The following is a 20,457-nucleotide window of genomic DNA, read 5'->3' on the forward strand; positions in this document are numbered from 1 at the left end:
ATCGTCTTCTTTGTGAGCTTTTAAGATTTCATTTTTCAATGATTCTACACCTTCAACTGTTTTAGCTTTATTAATTAAGTTAAAGTATAAATCACTTGTTATTCCTGCTTCTTTTAGATCTTTAATTGCTTTTTCTTTTGCATCTTTCAAGTCTTTTGCAGCTTTTACTTCTTTATTTATTTTATTAACTATATCTTCAACGTCTGCTTTTGTAAGAGCATTATCAAGCAATTCTAATGCTTTTTTCATTATTGCTTCATCATCAGTTGGTGCTAATTTATTAAGTTTTGCATCAGTTATTGCATCTAATAATTCTTTTGCATCTTCTTTTGCTTTATTTACTGCCTTTTTATCTTTTGCTTCATCTACTAATGATTTAAATTTATCTTTTTGTACTTGACTTAAATCTAAATTACTGATTTCTTCTTTTGTTTGTGTTTTTAAATTTTCTAATTCTTGATCTTCTTTGAATCCTTCAGGATCTACTACTGATTTTTTAACTTTATCAACTTGTGCTTTATCAAGAGCTTTGTTGAATGAGTTTATAATTTCGTTTATATCTTGACCTTCTTTTAGTTCTGGTAAGCTATATTTTACTTCTAGTATATAAGTAGCTAAGTCTTGTGCTTCTATTTGATATTGTTTTGCTTCTTCTTTTGTAGCTGCATTGTCTACTTTTTGTGTAAAATGAGCTTTTTGAAAATCACTTAAATCTGCAGCGTTAATATTTGCCTTTGCTGATTCTTTAGCTTTTTGTAATTCTTCAGCGTCATTTTTATTATTAGTTAGAGTTACAGGTGCTAATTTTTTAACTTTTGCAATATTTGCAGGTTTAATTTCTTCTTTTTTATCCTCTTTTTTTCTAATATTTTTCCAATATCTTCTTTATCAGCTTTGTTTTCTGTAGCTTCTTTAATATCATCTTTTTTTAACTCAGCTTCTACATCTTTTTTAATTTGATTGTCAGCTTCATTTTTTATTTCTAACTTACTTGTTTCCAAAGCAGCTTCTTCTGCTTTTGTTAAATTAGGTGCTATAACACCTACTGATAGTGCTAGAGCGATGACTGAACCCATCACTAATTTTTTATTATTTTTCATATTACACTCCTTAATATTATTTGTATGCCACCATTATATATATATATATATAGTCAAGTAAAAATATTTAAATTATAAGAATTTTATTAAGAAATAAAATAATTAGATATTTTAAATTTAAAAATTTTAAAATCATTAAAAATTTGCAAAAAAATAAGCAAATAGTTTTCTATTTGCTTACTTATTTTATATTCCTCTGCTAGCTCCGCCGCCTCCAGATGAGCCTCCTCCACCGGAGAAACCTCCTCCAGAAAATCCACCAGAGCCTCCGGAAAATCCTCCAAAAGATCCTCCTCCAAAGCCCCCGAATCCGCCGAAGCCTCCATATCCTCCGTTTCTAAAGCCTCCTCGCCTTGCGAAAAATCTTGAGAATATCATAAAAATTATAAATATTATTATTAATGTTCTTAAATCTATTTCGTCGTCTTTATCTTCTCTTAGCCTATTAGCATATTCGTCATAATCGCCAGTCAATTCTACTTGGTATTCTTCTGCAATTTGTGAAACAATTGCATTGAATCCTTCTGTAATTCCTTTGGAAAAATCTCCATCTCTCATATAATCTAGCATATATTCATCGATTATTCTTCCAACCTTACCATCGTTTAATCTTCCCTCTATTCCATAGCCTGTTATAATTGAAATATCTTTTTTATCTTGGCCTTTTCTTTGGGAAATTAAAATCAAAACTCCATTATTTTTTTCTTTATCTCCAATTTTCCATTTATTTAAAAGATCTGTTCCAACTTGCATTGGCTGATCCTCTACATCTTTTAGGGAAACATAAATTACTTGAGCTCCTGTTTTTTGTTCAAGTTCTTTGTTTACTTTTGTAAGATGGTCTTTGGTTTCTTGGTTTATTAAATTGAGTTCGTCATAGTAATAAGTATTTGGCGATTGTGGCAAATCATCTGCAAAAGATTTTTGAGGTAGAAAAAGAAGAATAAAGGCAAATAAAATAGTTACTATTATATTCTTTCTTTTTCTCATAATCTACCTAGCTACCAAAATTTACTTGTGGAACATCTTGAGCTGATGCGTCGGCTTCAAAATATTCTGCCTTATCAAATCCCATCATTTTTGCAAAAATACTTGTTGGAAATGATTTAACTTTTGTATTGTATGCTTTTACTTCTGAGTTATAATTTTTTCTTTCTACTGAAATTCTATTTTCTGTTCCAGCAAGCTCATCCATTAGTTGAGTAAATTGCTTGTCAGCCTTTAAATCTGGATAGGCTTCAGCAACTACATTGATACTTCTTATAGCTTGAGACATTTGTTCATTTGCCTCAGCCAATTCTTTTGGGCCTTTTGCGTTTTGTATTCCTGATCTTGCGTTGGTAACTTCTGTTAATGTATCTTTTTCGTGTTTTGAATATCCTTTAACTGTGCTTACAAGATTTGGAATCAAGTCTGCTCTTCTTTGAACAACATTTTGAACTTGTGCATAGGATTCGTCAAGTTGTTCTTTTTGTTTTACAAGTCCGTTATATGAAGGTATTAAAACAATTATAGCAAGAGCAATTATTGCAATTATTGCTATAACTATTCCACCTACTCCTTTTCTTTTTTTATTAAGTTCCATTTAATCCTCCTAAATTTTATTTCTATTCTAATTATACCCATCTAGAAGGATTACTTTTTCATTTTTTAAAGATTTTTGTAGGTCAATTGTTCTTTGATTTGATGAGCCTTTAAATTTTAATCTCAAATCTTTTAATTCTTCAACAAAAAGTCCATCGACCAATACATCGCACATAGATAAAAGTTTTTTTGCATTTTCAATATTTACTAAAATTTCATACAAAAATCCCGAAAAAATCCAAATCGACTTGTCTGATTCTTCCCTAATTTTTTTTACAATTTGAATCAAATCTTCTGTCGATTCGAAAGGCTCTCCTCCCAAAATAGTAAGACCTTCTATCTCATCTTTTTTTAAATAGGAAATTATTTCTTGAGTTTGTTCATCTGTCCACAAATTTCCAAAATTTGGATTCATATATTCTTTATTAAAACAATTTTTGCAATTTGCATGACAGCCTGTGACAAAAAAGGAGGTCCTAATCCCAGGACCATTTGCCACATCATATTTTCTAATTTGCCCGTATCTCATAAATCCTCCATAAAAAAAGTCTACTAATGTAGACTCAGCGTAGAAAAAGTAATTTTAATAATTTATTAATAATTCAAAAATAAAATCACGCTCCAACCCATCTCGAGCGTAGTCGAGAGATCTCATGAGATTTCTCTGGTCACTACGTACGATAAATCGGTATAAACAAGCAAAACGGGTGTTTATTTATCTGGTCGAAATGAGTAAAATTTAGTTTGTCTACAGTTTGAAATATATTATTATATATTTTGTTTATCCTAAAGTTTTTCACTTTCTAAAATTAATTCTTCGTATGTTAGGGCGGAGGAAATGGGGGAGTTTCGATTCTCCCTCTTTTTCCTCCCCCTAACACCCACCCACTTTTTTACCCCCCTGCAACCGACCATTGCATGGAGCTTTTCTTGTAAGAAGCTTCGCTTCTTTCAATTTTTTAAAATTATTTTCCAAATATAATAAATTTAAATTTATAAAATAATAATCAATTCATTTTATTTATACATTTATCATACAAATTAATTGAGCGAAGAAATCTCATGAGATCTCTCCACTCCTTTCAGTCGGTCGAGATGGGCTTGGCTTTATTTTTATTTCAAAATAACATCCATTTGAATTTAAACTTTATCTACAATCTAAGTAAACTACCGTAGACTTTTTTTATTATATATGCAAAACTCTTGCTTTTATTTCTTTTGTTCTTCCTTCGTTCCAGAAATTTTCTCCCAAATATCCGCAAGTTCTTCTTACGACTGTTAGTTTTGCCCTGTCTTTATTGCCACATTGTGGACAATACCATTCGTTATCATCATTTAAAAGCATTTCTCCATCATAACCGCATTCTGCACAATAATCTGATTTTGTATTAAATTCTGCGTATTGGATATGGTTATAAATATATTCAACAATTGTGCCTAGAGCCTTTAAATTGTTTGCCATATTTGGAATTTCTACATAGGAAATACATCCTCCTGATGATAGGTCTTGAAATTCTGATTCAAAATCAAATTTTTCAAAAGCTGATATATTTTCTCTTACATCAACATGGAAAGAATTTGTGTAATAACCCTTGTCGGTTACATCTTTAATATCTCCAAATCTTTTTCTATCGATTGAGGCGAACCTATTTGTAAGATTTTCTGCTGGTGTTCCATAAACTGCAAATTGAAGTCCTGTTTCTTTTATCCATTCTTGTTTTTTCTTATTTAATAAGTCCATTATTTTAAGGGCGAATTCTTTTCCCTCTTTACTTGTATGACTTACACCTTTTACAAGTTTACATGCTTCATATATTCCAATATATCCAATGGTAACTGTTGCGTAAGCATTTTTTAAAAGTGGTTCTATTCTTTGATGAGGTTTAAGTCTTGCTATTGCTCCGTGTTGGAAATGAATTGGAGATGAATCGCTTGTTACATTTTTTAAATGTTCATATCTTAAAATTCCAACTCTTTTTACAAGATCCATTCTCTTATTTAAAATTTCAAAAAACTTTTCTTCATCATTTTTTGCAAGGATTCCAATTTGTGGAAGATTGATTGTGCAAACTCCAATATTAAATCTACCATCAAATTTATAATTTCCATTTTCATCCTTGTATGGTGGCAAAAATGCCCTGCATCCCATTGGAGAAAATACATTTCCTTCGTAATTTTCTCTCATTTTTTTGGCTGAAATGTAATCAGGATACATTCTTTTTGCTGTACATTTTATAGATAATTCTGTTAAGTAATAATATTTGCTTTCTTTTTTTATATTATTTTCATCCAAAACATAGATTAATTTTGGGAAAGCTGGTGTTACATAAACTCCCGCTTCGTTTTTTATTCCTTGTAATCTTTGTTTTAAAATTTCTTCAATTATTCTTACAGTTTGGTCCAAGTATGGATCGTTTTCGTCTGTGTGCATAAACAAAGTCACAAAAGGTGCTTGGCCGTTTGATGTCATAAGAGTATTGATTTGGTATTGGATTGTTTGAATACCAGATTCCAAATCTCTTTGAGTTAATTTTTTAGCCATTGCCTTTATCTCATCTTCATTTGATAAAATTTCTTTTGCTAACTTATAATTTTTATTGTAAGAAACTTCCAAATATTTTGAAAGACATGAAATATTTATTGATTGACCACCGTATTGGTTTGAGGCGATTTGGGCAATAATTTGAGTCATAACATTACAAGCTACTTGAAAAGATTTAGGCGTTTCAATTGTCTTTCCATTTATAACTGTTCCGTTATCTAACATATCTTTCATATTTACCAAACAGCAATTAAAAATTGGTTGAATCAAATAATCAAGATCGTGAATATGTATTGCTCCATCTTCGTGAGCCTCTACAAGGTCTGCGTCAATTAATTTTCTTTTTGCCAAATCTTTTGACACTTCTCCTGCTATCAAATCTCTTTGGGTTGATGCAATCAATGGATTTTTATTGGAATTTTCATCCATTACATCAATATTTGTTCTTTCAAGTAGACCTATTATATCATCATCTGTTGTATTTGCTTCTCTTTTATAAGCATGGACTGACCTATAAGCTTCGTATGATTTTGCTGTTGCAGGATTTTTTTTGTCGATTAGTTTATAATAAACTTGATCTTCGATTTGATAAATTGAAATTTCTCTTTTATTTTCAGCTCTTTTTTCGATTTCATCTGCTATTTTTTCTGCTTGATTTTCTATATAAACACCATTTGGAGAATTCATAGCTTTTTCTATAGCTATTTTTATTTTTTCTTTGTCAAAATCCACCTTTTGACCATTTCTTTTAACAACTTTAACCATTTTGCACTCCTTTTTTAATACTCTTATAGTATACCATATATAGATATATTAAAACAAGAGCCACAATATCTTGTGTGTTTTAGGTTTTTTTGCCTGCATATTTTTTTCAATTATTTGGGCTTTAAAATACTTCGTTGAATAAATATAATTGAAAATTTTATTTAAAAAAAATATTTTTTCTGGTAATTTAAACAAAATAAAAAGAGAAAATCTCAAAAAGAAATTTTCTCTTTTTATATTTATTCTTAATTTTTAACTTGATATTCTAATTCATTATTTTTATCTAAATCTATTATGACATGATCGCCTTCCATTACATTTCCTTCAATAATTTTTCTTCCTAGATTTGTTTCAATATTTGCTTGCAAGAATCTTTTAATTGGTCTTGCACCATATTCTACGTCGTAGGATTTATCTAAAATATATTCGTGAGCCTTCTTGCTAAGTTCAATTGTAATTTCACGACTTTCAAGTCTTTTTGAAATATCTGCAATTTGTAGATCAATAATTTTATATATTTGATCTGATGTTAATGGTTTAAACATAACAATATCATCAATTCTGTTTAAAAATTCTGGTTTAAAAGAATTTCTTAAAGATGAATCGACAAGTTTTCTATTTTCTTCATCAATACTTCCATCTTCTTTTAGTCCATCTATCAAATAAGTTGAACCAATATTTGAAGTCATAATTATAATTGTATTTTTAAAATTAACAGTTCTTCCTTGACTATCTGTAAGTCTTCCGTCATCCAAAACTTGTAGTAAAATATTAAAAACATCTGGATGAGCTTTTTCAATTTCATCAAACAAAATTACTGAATAAGGATTTCTTCTTACAGCTTCTGTCAATTGACCGCCTTCTTCGTAGCCAACATAACCTGGAGCTGCACCGATTAATCTTGACACAGAATATTTTTCCATATATTCTGACATATCAATCCTAATCATATTTTTTTCGCTATCAAACATAGCTTCTGCAAGTGATTTTGCAAGCTCTGTTTTACCAACTCCTGTTGGTCCAAGGAAAATAAATGAACCGATTGGTTTATTTATATCTTTTAGTCCAGATCTTGCCCTGATAATTGCATCTGATACACTATCAACGGCTTCATCTTGTCCAATAACTCTTTCGTGCAACTTGTCTGAAAGTCCCAAAATTTTACTTCTTTCACTTTCTACAAGTTTATTTACTGGAATATTTGTCCAATTTGAAACTACATCTGCTATGTCTTCATCTGTCACTTCTTCTTTTATAGAAGAATTATCTTTTTGGTCTTTTTCCTTTTCTTTTAATTTATTTTCAAGTTCTGTAAGTTTTCCATATTTAAGCTCAGATAATTTTTCAAAATCGTAATTTCTCTCAGCTTTTTCGATTTCAACTTTTACCTTGTCAATTTCTTCTTTTATATCTTTTACAGAATTTATTGAATCTTTTTGGCTTTTCCACTTATTAAAATCAGCTTTGTATCTTTCATTAGCATCTGCCAATTCTTTTTCTAATGTTTCTAATCTTTTCTTACTCTTTTCGTCATCTTCTTTTTTTAACGCTGCAATTTCAATTTGGACTTGTAAAATTCTTCTTTTTTCTTCATCCAAATATTCTGGCATTGTATCAATTTCAGTTCTTACAGTTGCGCAAGCTTCGTCCATCAAATCTATTGCCTTATCTGGCAAAAATCTATCAGTTATATATCTATTTGATAGCTCAGCTGCTGCAATTACTGCTTGATCTTGAATTCTTATTCCATGATAAATTTCATATTTATCTTTGATTCCCCTTAAAATTGAAATTGTATCTTCTACACTTGGCTCATCTACCAAAACTTTTTGGAATCTTCTTTCAAGTGCTCCATCTTTTTCAATATTTTCTCTGTATTCATTTAAAGTTGTTGCACCAATTACTTTTATCTCTCCACGCGCAAGCATTGGTTTCATTATATTTGAAGCATCCATTGATCCTTCTGTTTTACCAGCTCCAACAATTGTGTGAAGCTCGTCAATAAACATAATTATTTGTCCATCAGATTTTTTTACTTCATCAATTACTGATTTCAATCTTTCTTCAAATTGTCCCCTGTATTTTGCACCTGCAACTAAGCTTGCCATATCAAGAGCAAAAATTGTTCTTCCTTGAAGTGGTTCTGGTACATCTTTATTTACAATTCTTTGAGCAAGACCTTCGACGATTGCAGTTTTACCAACACCAGGTTTACCAATCAAAACAGGATTATTTTTCTTTCTTCTTGAAAGAATTCTTTGGCAATTTCTAATTTCACTATCACGTCCAATAACTGGATCGATTTTTCCTTCTCTTGCTTCTTTGGTCAAATTTCTACCATATTTTTCCAAAGGATTGTTTGTTTCTTCTGGATTATCGTTAGTAATTTTTTGACCTTTTCTGACCTTTTTAAGCTCATTTGAGAAATTTTTAGCGCTTAAACCAATCTCCTTAAAATAATCGCTTAATTCGGTATTTTCATTCAAAATAGTTAAGAAAATGTGTTCTGTTGAGATAAAAGAATCTCCCATTTTCTTTGCACAATCTTCACTTTTTAATAAAACTCTTTGAAAAATTGTATTTGGATAAATATTTGCTGAACCTGATTGGCTTGGCAAATTTTCCATTTTTTCTTCCATCTTGTTAAGTACTTTTTTGTACAAGTCCATATTAGACAAAACTTGGCTTACGAAAGAATCTGAATCTTCTATCAAAGCGTAAGCTAGGTGGATAATGCCAACTTCTGGGTTGGCATTTTTGATTGCTAATTGACTTGCTTCATTAATAGCTTCTGTTGATTTTTGAGTAAATTTGTTAAAATCCATAATCATATCCCCCTAATTTATTTCCTTTAATTTTTTATATAGGTCAATTTGATCTTCACTTAAATTTTTTGGATTGTCGATAAGAATTTCTATATAAAGATCTCCAATTTTTCCTTTTAAATCCTTATAGCCCTTACCCTTAATCCTAATTTTGTTTCCAGCTTCAATTTTTTCTGGAATATTTATTTTAAATTTTCCATTTGGACTATCGACAGTAATTTTTTCGCCAAAATAGGCATCCCAAGGAGAAATTCTTTCCTTTTTAATAATATCAAGCCCATCAAGCCTGTAAGTTGAATCTTCCTCAATTTCTACTGTCACATAAATATCAGCATTCAAATTATATTTTGAACCATCAATTTTTAATTTTTTTCCACTTGTCATTCCACTTGGAACATTTATATTTATTTCTTTAATAGAATTTGTTTCTTTATCTTTAATTTTTAGCGTTCTAGATACGCCACTCATTGCTTCATCTAGTGATATATTAACCTTGGCTTTAATTTTTGATTTTTTATTTTTGGTAAAACCATTTTTAAAGCTTGAACCGAATCCTCCAAAATTTGTTGAAGAAGATCTTGAAGATGCTCTTCCTCCACCAAACAAAGTTTCAAAAAAATCTGAAAATCCAGAGGAGCCTCCTGTACTACTTGTGTAGGTATAAGATCCGTTTCCTGCTCCAAAATTTGAAAAAATATCTGAAAAACCATATTGAGAAGGGTCAAAATTTTGACCTTGACTAAAGTTTCCACTTTGTCCAAACATATCATATTGTTTTCTCTTATTTTCATCAGACAAAACTTCGTAAGCTTCATTTATTTTTGCAAATTTTTTGCTGGCTTCTTTATCATCAGGATGAAGGTCAGGGTGGTATTTTTTTGCAAGCTTTCTATAAGCCTTTTTAATTTCATCAGCATTCGCTTTTTTATCTACACCTAATATTTCATAATAATCTTGATATTTCATAAAACCTCCATCAATTTCTGACCATCTTTGACCTTAATCTTACTATACTAAGTTTTGATTTGATTTCAAGAATTATAAAAAATATTTTTGTCAATAAAATAAATAAAAAATAAAGGAGATAGAATTTTCATTCTACCTCCAAAAATTTTTGTTATTTTTAAGCAATTATTTATTTATTTTTTGTTTTTTTCCTATTACAAAAAGTCCTAAACTTGAAATAAGTATTAATATTACACTCACAAATGCAATTGAATTAACTCCTGTTTTTGGAGAATTTTTTGCTTTTGTTTTTGAATTATTGTTTGCACTAACTTTTATTTCATTCTTTTTCCATTGAGCTACAAAAGTATGATCTTTTTCTACTTTATATTTATCTCCTGGTTTATAGTTTGAACCTTTCCAATACAAAAATGTATAACCTTTTTTGCTAGGTGCTTGTGGAAGTGTGATATAATCGCCTTTTTTAATTTTCATAACTTTTGCTTTTGTATCACCATTCCAATTTCCTCCGTTAGGATCTATTGTAATTGTAAATTCTTCAGTTACAACAGGAGGTATTTTTGCAATCCATTTAGCATAAACTGTAATATCTTTTGTAAGTTTTACTTGAGTGATTTTTTCTTTTAATTCTTTATCCTTATACCAGCCATCAAAAATAAAACCTTCTTTTTTTGGTAAATATTGATTTAAATCAATTATTGTATTTTCTTCTTTTGTTATTGGTTTTATTTCTTCTGCTTTATCGGTATCAAATGTTAAGGTAAAATAATTTACTGGTTTTGGTGGTTGTTCTTTTTTTGTCCATTTAGCATAAACTGATGTATCTTTTTCAATTTTTATTTGACTAACTTTATTATTAAGTCCTTCATCTAAATACCAACCGTCAAAAATATATCCTTCTTTTGCTGGTACATATTTTTCTAAATCAACTACTTTTCCTTCTGGACATATAATTGTATCTAGAGCAGAACCTCCATTTGTAATAAAATTCAAAGCAAACATTTTAGCTGGTGGTTGTTGTTTTGCTACCCATTTAGCATAAACTGTCATATCTTCACTAAGTTTTACTTGAGTAACTTTTTCTTTTAATTCTTTATCCTTATACCAGCCGTCAAATGTAAAACCGTCTTTTGTAGGTTTATATTGGTCAAGTTCAATTGTGCTATCTTGTGTTTTTGTAACTGAATTAATTTTACTTCCGCCGTTAGTTTCAAATTTTAAAGTTTTAAATTCAGGAGTTACAGTTAATGTTGGCATATCAAAAAATGCTTCTTTTTTATTTGCATTATATTTAATTGATGAACCAATAGCTCCCAATTTTATTTTTTCTTTTGTCAATCCTTCAAAATCATATCCATCTTTTGGCGAAAAATTGATTTTTAACCTATACTGAATATCTGCTTGCAACTTTCCCTTAACTGGTACAAATTTATCTTCGTTCTTATCGTATACCAAAAGCTCATAATTTGTCGGTCTTACACCATCAGTTTGACAATTAACTTGAATAGAATTTGCATCATTACCTATTGCATAATTGTAAATTGTAAATGAAATTTCCTTAATATGCTTATTTTCAGCAGGATTAGGATCCTTAACTTCTACAATTGCAATTTTACTTGCCTTATAGTTCTCAGTTTCTTTGTATCTAACTTCGTATGTTCCAGCAGGAAGTCCAGATTGTTCCCCATTTGAACATTCTACAAACTCTCCATCTTGGAGACGATATTCCATCTTGTCAGTTGTTCCAGTAATTTTTCCGTCACTTGCTCCGATTACACTAGGTGCAACACTTTTTAAACCACTTGGCGCTTCTTTTCCAGCTTTTTGAATAACAAGATATTTTGTAAAGCTTCCTGTATATTTTCCTGTACCAGTTACAGTAACTTCATATTCCCCACTATCTTTAGGTTTTCCAGCATCAAGGTTTCCTGTGCTACCATCTTTTACTTTATAAGAAACAGTATAATCGGTATCGCGTATCAATTCGCCACCAAATGTTGGTTCTTGCACTTGCTCATTGTAGGTCTTATTCAAATCTGAAACAGGGATAAGAGTGTCAGTGATTTCTGTCTTTGCAGGTTTACTAATAGAATATTCTGGAGATGTTGCCCAAGAATAAGAAACATCATTACTCAAATTGACATTTCTATTTTTTCCCCAGCTTTTACCATCTACAGTAATGTTAATCCCTTTCTCATCCAGTACATATGTCTTTCCATCATTTCCATCAATGCGCACTTGAATTTTATATTGATGGATGCCTTCTCCAAAAGAGCTATCAGGATTTTCATTCCATTTTCCATCGACTTTTTTATACCAAGCTCCTGTTCTATATTCAAATTTCGCTGGAGCGCCCTCTTTAATAGTAAATTTCGGTACAGAAAAATTTTTACCATACTTTGCAATATCGTTAGTGTTGGAAGTGGCAACAATATCCTTGATGATTACTCTCTCACCCGGAGTAACTTTCGTTATGCCTACACTCAAAAGAATCTCTTTGCTTGAAGAAGATGCATCTGTAACACGAATTCTAAGAGGCTTATTTTTACCTAAACTAGTAGGCGTACCAGAAACAACACCATCAGATGAAACTTTCAACCAGTCTGGCCCAGACACTTTTGAAAAAGTATATGGTTTAGTTCCCCCCCTTTGCTCCGCTTGCCACAGAAAATGAAGTAATAGGCTTATTTACTAAATTTTCTCCAATGTCCCATTTGCCGTTTTTGACAAAAAGTAATGGAGAATCCGTTGAAGCTTTAATAACATATTCCGGAGATGTTGCCCAAGAATAAGAAACATCATTGCTCAAATTCACATTCACATTATTTCCCCAGCTTTTACCATCCACAGTAATGTTAAGACCGTTTTGATCCAGTACATGTGTTTTCCCATTCTGACCGTCAATGCGGACTTGAACTTTATATCTATAGGTTCCTTCTACGAAATAATTTTCTGTATTTAGTTCCCAATTTTCCCCATTTTTCTTATACCAAGCGCCCGTTCTATATTCAAATTTCGCTGGAGCACCCTCTTGAATAGTAAATTTCGGTACATAAATATTTTTGCCATACCCAGGAATATTATCAGTATCAGAAGTGGCAACAATAGTGTTAATTACTGTACGTGTGTCTGACTCTTGAGCATAAGCAACTGCATTAAATAAACCAGATAGTACTAAGAGCATTGCCATGAGAAAACTAAATTTCTTGTTCCTAAATTTTCTCCTTATCATATTATCATCTCCTTATCATTTAATTTTATCTCCCGAATATAATATCGCTTATCCTAGTTTAATAATATTAACAGTAAATTTGGATATTTAATCAGAAAGATTATAGTCAATGTACGCTACCAATTTATCTAGCTAAATTATTAGTCGAAACTCCACAAAACACAATCATGATAGCGTCACATTTGATTAGATATATTATACTATATCTATAATTTTTATGGAATACTCTTATTAAAAAATTTTATAAAAATTATAATCAGAAATAACAAAATTTAAACGAAATGCCTTTGTAAATTTTATATATTTAATTTATCAAGCTTATTGATAAAACCATTTTGTCTATATTTAAAAACAATAATCTTCTTACAAAAAAAGTACCATTCCTAATTCTTTATAAGAATTTAGAATGGTATTTCTTAAAATTTTATTTTGCTATTTTTTGTAAAACTATAGATTCATAAGGTCTAAGTTTTAAATTTGCTTTTAAATTATTTTCTACATTAATATATAAGGAATTTTTATTTTGTTTAATCCATAGTTTTGTTTCAGAAAATCCGCCACAAGCCATATCTTCTAAAATGCTTATTGAATTATCTAATTCATAAATAAATTTACACACTTACTTATAATCTAATAATCAAAAATTATAACAACTCCATGTTCAAGTGAAAATTCTGCTGCTTGCCACAAAATAGAAAAGGCAAATTTTGCTAAAGATTCAGTATTATAAATTTGCTTTTCACAAACTTTTTCTAATCCTTTTTCTTTGCTATAAATTTTATCAACAGGATAGCCTTCTGTTTTGCTCCATGAAATTATAGTATCTCTATCAGCCTTCCATTCAAAAGAATTATATACATTCAATTCATCAAGAAGCAAACGGCTTGTTGACAAAACACTTTTTTCTGAATTTGGCAAATAATAATCAAACATTATGTCCCTATCAATAGGTAGCCACCAACCATTTCCATCAAATAAGGATAGGCGAAAATCTTTTGTTTGAAGAAATTCTGATACAATGGGATGTTTATAAATATCAATATTTTTTTCCATTGTTTTTGGCAAGTCTTTGTGAGTATATTTTGAAGCAATATAAAGTAATAATGCGTTTAAAGCATCCCAATCTGGTTTGTCTGTATAATAAGGAGTAGTATCGTAATCCTCATTCCATATCGATTTAGAATTTATTTCTAAACCTTTTTCAATAGCTTCTTTCCATCCAAGAACAATTTCTTTAGTTTCTTCTAAAGAAAGCTCTTCGTCATCTTCTCCATTTTCATCTTGAACTCTTATAGTTTCATATTTCAATCCATTATCTTCAGCAAATTGTTGAATAACAGTTTTCCAATTATTCATATAATAGCGAATTAAAGTCCCAGCATATACATCAAGTCCCATTGTAAATACTTCCTTTCGAATATATTTTTTATTTACAGCTTTTCTATCAGTTTCCTATCTAAAATATAGATTATTCTTCTATTTACCATCCACAGATTCATACAATTTATCTATTTTTTCTTTAATCAAAGATTTATCAATAGAACTATCAGAAAAATAAAATAACTCTGTTTCTCCAATTTGATTTTTTTCTATATAACATTGAATAACACCTAAGGCTGACAATGTATAATAATTGACAACTCCTGTAGAAAATTCTTGATTGTCTGGATATATAAGTTTTGGAGTCTTTGCTATATTTAAAACTTCAATAATCATTTGACTTATCTTATCTGTTGTTATTTTGTTATTAGCATCATAAATAATTTCTATAGCCATAACGCTTTCATCATATATAAATTTTTGACCGTATTTATCTTCTATAATTTGTTTTGCTTTATCAAAAAAATCATCTTTTTTCAAAATCGTAGCAAGGTATTCATCATTGCAGGCAAAGTGATATATATTATCATATATCAAATCCCTAACCTTAAACTTTATACCCTTATCATCTTCAAACATTCCCTCATTTTTTTGTCTATCAAATGATTTGACAACTTTAAAATTATGTTCTGGATAAGCTTTATTCAAACACATAAGAATTCTTTGGTCAGTATCTTTTCCTGACAAAGGATTATCTTCATCTCTTTTTAGACCACAGCCAATAAATAGAGATATTAATATAACAGTTACCAATCCTAGTATAATTTTTTTCATATTTTATCCTTATTTTTATCGTTAATCCAAAATTTCAAAATATTATTTTTTGTAAAATCATTATTGGTTTAAAATCAATTTTCCTTTAGTTATTTCTTTTTAAAATAGATACAGAGTTTATAGCTATAGACAAGATTACTAGAACCCATAATGCTTTACTCATTGTAGGCATAATGTCCATAAGAGATGCCCAGTCTTCTTTGACTACACGACTAGCTCCATCAAAATATAATGCGCATACTGTTAAAGCTGTTAAAGACAAACTCAAAAATCTATATCCTTGTGCATTTTTATTTTTTATTGTTGCCATCACATTTAATACTGCAAATATTATGGCACTTATTCCAAAAATTAACCACATAACTTTCTCCTTAACTTTCTATTTTTTTCTTCTCATTGGAATATTTACTTCCACACCCTATTCAAAAAAGCATAGAGCCAATTATCCGTACATACTCATTTTTTCTTGTTTTTTGCAAATTTTTAGATATTTTTAAACCTATTAGTAAGTTTTTTAAGCTACTTTTTTATATATTTATCTGTCCTTCTGTTTAAATTAGTTGTAGCCACGTTCTTATCTCTTTTGATTCATTATATTATTAAATTTGTGCATAGTAAATAGAATGTCATTATATCAGTATGAAAATAAGGCTTTGCTTTTAATTAATTTTTTCTAAAACTTTGTTAAATTCATTAACTGAAGGTAATTTTCTAATATTTTTATTTAATGCCCAAAAGATAGCTACTAAAAATATAGTGAAAGATCCAATAAATATAGCCTTTGAACTTGATAAATATTCTCCTAAAACTCCACCAAATAAAGCGCCCACCGGTGCCATAAAAGTAGAAATTCCAACCATAGCCCCCATTGCAGAACCTATTTTTTTGCTTGGAACTATTATTTGAACCATAGTTTGAGCATAAACATTTACGACTCCTACAACAAACCATCCAAGCCCATACAAAACTACTCCTATTTTTATATTATTTTGAAAATTAGAAAAAAGGATCCAAGCTAAAGCTACAATCATCATTCCATAAATATATAATTTACCAAGAGAAATTTTTTTTAATTTTGGAAATCCAGCAAATAAAGACCCAAGTAAAAGACCTGCTCCCATTCCTGCAAGCATTAAACTATAAAATATTTCATTTTGTGCAAAGGCAGGTAAAACTGCATTTATTGATGTAGCAGAAAAGTTAATAAAAACTATTCCAAGAACTAGGGCAAAAATTCTTGAATCTTTAAACAAATCAAGCCCATCTTTAAGAGATTTGAAGTGATTTTTTATTAGATTTTCTTTTGATTTTTCTTCTCTTTTTTGGGAATAGCTAAGTTTTTTTGATAAAAAACAAAATAAAATCCCAGTCAAAATAAAACTTATGGAATCAGCAAAAAAAGCTGTCATAAAACCACACAATGAAATTATAAAACCTGCAAGAGTATCAAAAATTGCATTTGATCCTTGATAAGCCATAGTCATCAAAGAATTTCCTGTAACAAGTTCTTTTTCAGATAAAATTTTTGGAAGTAGAGATATTTGACCTGGATAAACAAGTTGATTAATCAGAGAAATTAATGGCATTATTATCATTATGTGATAGACACTTAATTTTCCAAATTTATACAGAAATGGAATAATTAAAATCAATACTGCTTGAAAAAATTGAGATAAAATTAAAAACTTTTTCATATTAATTTTATCCAAAATTGGACTTAATAGTAATTGAACTATTGCTGTTGATGAGGTAAGAAAAAGAGTAAGCCCCGAATAAATTGTAGACCCACTCATTTTATAAACCAAAAGAGTTGATGCAATCGCATATAGGCTATCTCCAAAATTTGTTATTAGTCGCCCCAAGAGCAGGACATAAAAATCTTTGTTTTTAATCATTTTTAACATTCTCCTTATATTTAACGTTTTGATTATTTTGACAGTTGTCTATTTTTTTACCAGTAAGGATTAACTTACTGGTTTTAAGATAATTTATAAATTTGTACTTGAAAACTTTCTTGGGTACCTTCATCTTCACTATATTTTTTTATTAAATCATTTAATTCTTTTTCGAATGATTCGTAGGATTTGCTAGAAATTTTAAAAGAAAATACCTTCTCTTCTACGTTTTTATTAAATATTTCACTATTAGGAATAAAAGCCTTGGCTACAGGTAAAAAATATTTTTGAGTTATTCCATTAATAAGTTCCGTATCAACTACTTCTATAATATTATTTTGTTCTAAAATTTTTAAGTGATAGTGAATTTTTGACCTACTAACCCCAAGAGCATCTGATAAATCTTGAGCATTTTTTGGACTAGTTCCTAAAGTCATAATTATTTTAAGCCTTAAAGGATCGCTTACAATATTAATTTCTTCTAATGAATTTAAAATATGAACTTCTTTCAAACTACACCTCCATAACTTTATTGTCTATAATTGTAACTTAAATTTACTCTACAGTCAAATATTTTTGAACGTTAAATTTTATCATTAAAAAATAACCCTTTTTTCTAAAATCCAAGAGTTATTTCAAAATTCCTGTTAAATTTTAAATAATTTATTAGTAGATAAATATTTAGATAGAGTCCATAATATTATGTAAATTATCTTAGTACAGTATTCACTAATCAGCAAATTTAAACTTATATATTAATAGAATAATTTTTATTTAAATTTTTTCCAATATCTATCATTTATTTTCATCAAAAATATACAATCTATGCATAAATTAATAATTTTTTATAATATTAAAATTCTTGTCTTTATATCATAGTTCTCTTAATAAAAAACAGTGAAAATAATTTATATAAGGTAACCCCATAAAGTTGTACCTAATAGCAGAGTTAAAAATATACTAGCTATGGTATTAGTTTTTTTTCCTATCCATAAGGATAGGAATTTATTTATGATGCATTCTTCTTTCTATTTTCTACTGGTAAATTAGCTTTAGTTTTGGTTGTTTTTATATTTCATAGCTTAATATTTCACTGTTGTACATATCTAAGTATGGATTTAAATATAATTTCTTTATTTTTTCTTTTAATTGTTCTTCATTTAATAAATTAACTTCTTCAATAGTTAATTTTGCTGATGATTATAATTTGTTATTTTTGTTTTCTTTTAGATTTTAGTCCTTTAATTCCCTTTTTAAAGTCATTGATCCATCTTCTTATTAAAATTTTATTAGGTATATAATATTTATATGAGTTTCTAGATTCTTAATATTTTTTTACTACTTTCATTTTAAATTCTGTGCTATATTTTGCCATAAAAACCGACCTCCTCAAGTTAGTTTTTAGGTCTAACTTTTATGTTGGGACAGCTCATAACTACATCCTTTTTTCTTTTATATTTTCCATTATATATATTTATTTTGTATATTAGTAAGAATAGTAAGTGCATATTAACTTAAGAAAAAATTGACATAGCACTTGCTTTTCTAGTAGACTCTTTTGTCAATTTTAACTTATTTGGAAAGTCCTAACCCCATTTCATTGCATTGTAAAATTCATATAATAATGTATAATATTCATATAAAATATGAGTAAAGGATAATTTATTATTATGAGTGACTTATTAGAAGGAAATAAAGTTCAGAAAATAGCTTATAGAAATTATAAAAATAATACTCCTTGGCCAGCAGATGATACTTGGCATTATATTACACATCTTATAATAGAAAAATTTGTTGCAAATTGGGTAAATAAATATACATATGAAAATTCAATTTGTCTAAATATAGGATCTGGGTTAAGCAAGTATCCTGTTAAAGGAACTTTAATACAAATGGATATTATAAGTGAATATGTTGAAAGTCAACCAAATTATATTGTTGGAAGTTTAGAAGATATACCTATTGAAGATAATAGCGTTGAATTTATTATTTGTGTTGGAAGTGTTCTAAATTATTGTGATGCTATTCGTTCTATTAACGAAATTAAAAGAGTATTAAAGAAAAACGGGAAAGCTTTAATTGAATTTGAACGTTCAAATAGTGCCGAATTTTTATTAACAAAAGATTATGGCTCTGATGTTTTTTTAAAAAAATATAACTACAACAATCAGGAACACTTATTATGGATGTATAGCGAAAAATATATAAAAAAAATATTATCACACAATGGTTTTAGAATAGAAAATATTTATAGATTTCATATCCTATCTTCTATTATGTATAAACTAGGTTTTAGCGAAAAAGAATCATCTAAATATTATAAACTTGATGATTCTTTTCAGCTATTATCATATCCGTTTGCCCATAATGTTATAATCGAATTTACTAAGTAATGTTGTTTTTTACAATTGTCAGAAATGTTATAATCCCACTAATCATTGTTATTGAATTTACTAAAGTTGATATATATTTGGTAATACTCAATTCATCTTGAAAATAACATAATAAAATCGAGCTTAAACTTAACACTATCCAAATTGTAAAGACTAAATATTTCCTAATATTCTTTTTCTTTTGTTGAGATAAAGTTATTGTTTCAGACTTTATCTGATTGCATATTCCATTATCAAACAATCGACAGTTAACTGAGTATATTTCTTCAACACTAGCCTCTGGAGGATATTCATTATTGAGTAAAGCGAGAATATTGTTGAACGTTTCTATAAGTTCATTTTTATTATCTGTATAATGCAAATACCACTGCAAATAGTGTTCCTCATATATTTCTGATATTAAGGACATATAAAAATTTTTATTATATACATACGAGTTCTCTTCATATAAGTCTGCTTTTTTTATAGCTATACTGTATTCAAAAAACTCTAATGTTTTACCCATATAGGGTTGTTTGTATGGTATATTTAATATATGAAATTGTTCAAATGATAAAATTTGTCTAAAATAATTGCTATCCATTTCAATGAGCTTTGTCTCGTGTTTAAGTAAAGATAATTCGGTCACAATAAATTCTATGAATAGCTTTTTTGAATTCAAAGTTTTATTTATTTCTTCAAAAATCATCTGGTAAAAATTATAAAACAGTGTGTGATTCCTATTTTCTGTACAAAGATAATCTAGCATTAATACTTTATTTTTCTTTAGATATGCGTATTCTGCAAAGCCACACACTTCTCCATTAAGATATAATACGAAAAAAAACATAACTCTGTTTTCGTCATATTTTTTTGAAATGTAATCCATAATTTGATTTGTATCGGTCTGGGCAAATTTATCAACTGTTTTTGTATATATATTTAAAGCCTTAATTAAATCAGATTGTTTAGCTCTAGATGCATTTTTTATGTTATAACATACATTCATTTCATCCTACCAC

18 protein-coding genes and 1 pseudogene are annotated in these 20,457 nt (G+C 28.7%); 1 reads left to right on the top strand and 18 read right to left on the bottom strand.

Annotated elements, in window-relative coordinates:
* From HGAG_RS11540 to HGAG_RS03355, 17 genes and pseudogenes are all read right to left on the bottom strand, one after another.
* The coding region (locus HGAG_RS11540; protein ID WP_026074039.1) for an albumin-binding GA domain-containing protein at window positions 1-249 on the bottom strand (249 nt) is incomplete at its 3' end.
* 72 nt (window positions 250-321) lie between these two features.
* Window positions 322-867: pseudogene (locus tag HGAG_RS12475) on the bottom strand (hypothetical protein); the annotation flags it as partial.
* Window positions 801-1,100 carry a hypothetical protein gene (locus HGAG_RS03285; protein ID WP_019117901.1) on the bottom strand — a complete coding sequence of 100 codons (300 nt, stop codon included), beginning with the start codon at window positions 1,098-1,100 and terminating at the stop codon, window positions 801-803. The pseudogene HGAG_RS12475 and the gene HGAG_RS03285, both read right to left, overlap by 67 nt.
* A gap of 186 nt (window positions 1,101-1,286) precedes the next feature.
* Window positions 1,287-2,090: a TPM domain-containing protein gene (locus tag HGAG_RS03290; protein WP_019117902.1), complete on the bottom strand. Its 804-nt coding sequence runs from the start codon at window positions 2,088-2,090 to the stop codon at window positions 1,287-1,289.
* A gap of 7 nt (window positions 2,091-2,097) precedes the next feature.
* A complete protein-coding gene (locus HGAG_RS03295) occupies window positions 2,098-2,685 on the bottom strand; it encodes a LemA family protein (protein WP_019117903.1) in 588 nt (195 codons plus the stop codon).
* 27 nt (window positions 2,686-2,712) lie between these two features.
* Window positions 2,713-3,213: an anaerobic ribonucleoside-triphosphate reductase activating protein gene (gene nrdG, locus HGAG_RS03300; RefSeq protein WP_019117904.1), complete on the bottom strand. Its 501-nt coding sequence runs from the start codon at window positions 3,211-3,213 to the stop codon at window positions 2,713-2,715.
* 657 nt (window positions 3,214-3,870) lie between these two features.
* Window positions 3,871-5,991, bottom strand: coding sequence for an anaerobic ribonucleoside-triphosphate reductase (nrdD, locus tag HGAG_RS03305; protein WP_019117905.1), 2,121 nt, complete (start codon window positions 5,989-5,991; stop codon window positions 3,871-3,873).
* A gap of 245 nt (window positions 5,992-6,236) precedes the next feature.
* Window positions 6,237-8,816 carry an ATP-dependent chaperone ClpB gene (gene clpB / locus HGAG_RS03310; RefSeq protein WP_019117906.1) on the bottom strand — a complete coding sequence of 860 codons (2,580 nt, stop codon included), beginning with the start codon at window positions 8,814-8,816 and terminating at the stop codon, window positions 6,237-6,239.
* A 12-nt stretch (window positions 8,817-8,828) separates the two neighbouring features.
* Complete coding sequence (locus HGAG_RS03315) at window positions 8,829-9,782, bottom strand: DnaJ C-terminal domain-containing protein (RefSeq protein WP_019117907.1); 954 nt, start codon at window positions 9,780-9,782, stop codon at window positions 8,829-8,831.
* A 165-nt stretch (window positions 9,783-9,947) separates the two neighbouring features.
* Window positions 9,948-12,398: an InlB B-repeat-containing protein gene (locus HGAG_RS03320; protein WP_019117908.1), complete on the bottom strand. Its 2,451-nt coding sequence runs from the start codon at window positions 12,396-12,398 to the stop codon at window positions 9,948-9,950.
* A 19-nt stretch (window positions 12,399-12,417) separates the two neighbouring features.
* The gene (locus HGAG_RS03325) at window positions 12,418-13,014 is read right to left on the bottom strand and encodes a hypothetical protein (protein ID WP_019117909.1); all 597 of its coding nucleotides are present in this window, start codon (window positions 13,012-13,014) and stop codon (window positions 12,418-12,420) included.
* A gap of 424 nt (window positions 13,015-13,438) precedes the next feature.
* On the bottom strand, window positions 13,439-13,633 hold the full coding sequence (locus HGAG_RS03330; RefSeq protein WP_019117910.1) for a hypothetical protein: 195 nt from the start codon (window positions 13,631-13,633) through the stop codon (window positions 13,439-13,441).
* Between the two features lie 11 nt (window positions 13,634-13,644).
* Window positions 13,645-14,412 (bottom strand): hypothetical protein, encoded by a 768-nt coding sequence (locus HGAG_RS03335; protein WP_019117911.1) that lies wholly within the window; start codon window positions 14,410-14,412, stop codon window positions 13,645-13,647.
* A gap of 78 nt (window positions 14,413-14,490) precedes the next feature.
* The gene (locus HGAG_RS03340; RefSeq protein WP_019117912.1) at window positions 14,491-15,168 is read right to left on the bottom strand and encodes a hypothetical protein; all 678 of its coding nucleotides are present in this window, start codon (window positions 15,166-15,168) and stop codon (window positions 14,491-14,493) included.
* 85 nt (window positions 15,169-15,253) lie between these two features.
* Window positions 15,254-15,529: a hypothetical protein gene (locus tag HGAG_RS03345; RefSeq protein WP_019117913.1), complete on the bottom strand. Its 276-nt coding sequence runs from the start codon at window positions 15,527-15,529 to the stop codon at window positions 15,254-15,256.
* 298 nt (window positions 15,530-15,827) lie between these two features.
* Window positions 15,828-17,072 carry an MFS transporter gene (locus HGAG_RS03350; protein ID WP_026074040.1) on the bottom strand — a complete coding sequence of 415 codons (1,245 nt, stop codon included), beginning with the start codon at window positions 17,070-17,072 and terminating at the stop codon, window positions 15,828-15,830.
* 74 nt (window positions 17,073-17,146) lie between these two features.
* Window positions 17,147-17,575 carry an ArsR/SmtB family transcription factor gene (locus tag HGAG_RS03355; protein ID WP_019117915.1) on the bottom strand — a complete coding sequence of 143 codons (429 nt, stop codon included), beginning with the start codon at window positions 17,573-17,575 and terminating at the stop codon, window positions 17,147-17,149.
* Window positions 17,576-18,733: 1,158 nt separating this feature from the next.
* Here HGAG_RS03355 and HGAG_RS03360 point away from each other — a divergent pair.
* Entirely contained in the window at window positions 18,734-19,456 is a 723-nt protein-coding gene (locus tag HGAG_RS03360; protein WP_019117916.1) for a methyltransferase domain-containing protein, read from the top strand.
* Here the strand turns inward: HGAG_RS03360 and HGAG_RS03365 are convergent.
* Window positions 19,449-20,444 carry a hypothetical protein gene (locus tag HGAG_RS03365; protein ID WP_019117917.1) on the bottom strand — a complete coding sequence of 332 codons (996 nt, stop codon included), beginning with the start codon at window positions 20,442-20,444 and terminating at the stop codon, window positions 19,449-19,451. The genes HGAG_RS03360 and HGAG_RS03365 overlap by 8 nt on opposite strands.
* Window positions 20,445-20,457: the final 13 nt, after the last annotated feature.

Source organism: Anaerococcus obesiensis ph10 (genome assembly GCF_000311745.1).
GTDB classification, from domain to species: Bacteria; Bacillota; Clostridia; order Tissierellales; family Peptoniphilaceae; genus Anaerococcus; species Anaerococcus vaginalis.